This window comes from Thalassolituus sp. UBA2009, assembly GCF_002335285.1.
Taxonomy (GTDB): domain Bacteria; phylum Pseudomonadota; class Gammaproteobacteria; order Pseudomonadales; family Oceanobacteraceae; genus Venatoribacter; species Venatoribacter alkanivorans.
Genome location: NZ_DDCJ01000017.1, coordinates 7,248 through 9,068, shown reverse-complemented (window position 1 = coordinate 9,068; position 1,821 = coordinate 7,248). Strand labels below are relative to the sequence as shown.

Genomic DNA, 1,821 nt, shown 5'->3' with positions numbered 1-1,821 from the left:
AGAAATGATTGGTGCCCAGGGAGAGACTCGAACTCTCACGAGCATAGCTCACAGCGACCTGAACACTGCGTGTCTACCAATTTCACCACCTGGGCAGGGGTAAGGCTGTTAACCTTCCAAATTGTCACCACATATATGTGGTGCCGAAGGAGAGACTCGAACTCTCACGAGCATAGCTCACAGCGACCTGAACACTGCGTGTCTACCAATTTCACCACTTCGGCGTGGGTCTGTAAGTCTGAGACTTATCAGTTTCTAACTAATGGTGCCCAGGGAGAGACTCGAACTCTCACGAGCATAGCTCACAGCGACCTGAACACTGCGTGTCTACCAATTTCACCACCTGGGCTTGAGGCGCGGCATGTTACCACTTCGCACATCACACTGACAGTACTATTTTTGCTTGGTACCAGAGGCCGGACTCGAACCGGCACACCCGCAAAGGCGGGGGATTTTGAATCCCCTGCGTCTACCAATTTCGCCACTCTGGCGCATCAGTAGCGTGTCAGTGGCGCGCATACTACTCGAAAAAAATGCGCTGTCAACAATTTCTCTAATGATTTCCTTAACTTACCGGCTTATCTCCGGTAATCTTGCAGTCCTCCAGTCATTACCGCACCGGCCGGGGCTGCAAGCCGACTTTTGCAGTCTCAGAGCCCGCCAAGAACGAGATGAAGACCAGCGATTTTCACTTTGATCTGCCGGACGAGCTGATTGCCCGTTATCCGATGGCAGAACGCAGTGCCTCACGTCTGTTGTGCCTTAATGGTGCAACCGGTGAGCGTGCGCATCATACCTTTAAAGACCTTGCCTCCATGCTGGAGCCCGGTGATCTGTTGGTGTTTAACAATACCAAGGTGATTCCGGCGCGCCTGTTTGGCGAAAAGCTCAGTGGCGGCAAACTGGAAGCCTTAATAGAAAGAGTGACCGGTGAGCATGAAGCGTTAGCTCATCTGCGTTCTTCCCGTTCACCGAAGCCCGGCAGCCGGATTTTGCTGGGCGGTGTCGAGGTTGAGGTGGTCGGCCGCGAAGGGGCGCTGTTTCAGTTACGCTTCCTTGATGAACGGTCGTTGCTGAGCATTCTCGATGAAGTCGGTCATATGCCTCTGCCTCCTTATATGGAGCGTGATGATGCCGAAGAAGACCGCGAGCGTTATCAGACGGTGTACGCCGAGAAGCCGGGTGCAGTGGCGGCACCAACTGCCGGGCTGCATTTTGATGAGCCGCTGCTGCAGGTGCTTAAAGAGAAGGGCGTTAACTTTGCCTACGTGACCCTGCATGTGGGCGCGGGCACCTTCCAGCCGGTGAAGGTGGATAATATCCACGATCATGAGATGCACGCTGAGTACATTGAAGTCAGCCAGGACGTGGTTGATGCGGTGAACGCCACCCGTGCTGCCGGTAAGCGTGTCGTGGCGGTGGGTACCACCTCGGTGCGCAGTCTGGAAAGTGCCAGCCAGAGTGGTGAGATTGCGCCTTTCTATGATGAAAGCCGTATCTTTATTTACCCCGGTTACCGCTTCCGCAGTGTCGATGCCATGATCACCAACTTCCATCTGCCGGAATCGACCTTAATTATGCTGGTGTCTGCGTTCGCCGGCCGTGATAACACCATGGCGGCCTATGCCGAGGCGGTTGCCCAGCGTTATCGTTTTTACAGTTATGGCGATGCCATGTTTTTATCCCGTCCGCAGCCAGTGCTGAATGACGCTCAACCGGAATAATGTCCATGACCCGTGAATGTTTTATGCAGTTTGAGCTGCACTCCGAAATTACTGATGGTTCAAGCCACGCGCGCCGCGGCACCATTACCTTTCCGCG

The 1,821-nt window shown here is 54.3% G+C and carries 1 protein-coding gene and 4 tRNA genes; 1 reads left to right on the top strand and 4 read right to left on the bottom strand.

Annotated elements, in window-relative coordinates; all coding sequences use genetic code 11:
* Positions 1 to 9: 9 nt before the first annotated feature.
* The 4 genes from B3P58_RS01720 to B3P58_RS01705 form a co-directional block, all read right to left on the bottom strand.
* Positions 10 to 95 (bottom strand) — tRNA-Leu (locus tag B3P58_RS01720).
* A 43-nt stretch (positions 96 to 138) separates the two neighbouring features.
* Positions 139 to 224: transfer RNA gene (locus B3P58_RS01715), tRNA-Leu, on the bottom strand.
* Positions 225 to 263: 39 nt separating this feature from the next.
* Positions 264 to 349, bottom strand: a tRNA-Leu gene (locus B3P58_RS01710).
* A gap of 55 nt (positions 350 to 404) precedes the next feature.
* Positions 405 to 491 (bottom strand) — tRNA-Leu (locus B3P58_RS01705).
* A 180-nt stretch (positions 492 to 671) separates the two neighbouring features.
* Here B3P58_RS01705 and queA point away from each other — a divergent pair.
* Positions 672 to 1,724, top strand: coding sequence for a tRNA preQ1(34) S-adenosylmethionine ribosyltransferase-isomerase QueA (gene queA / locus B3P58_RS01700; protein ID WP_225691841.1), 1,053 nt, complete (start codon positions 672 to 674; stop codon positions 1,722 to 1,724).
* Positions 1,725 to 1,821: the final 97 nt, after the last annotated feature.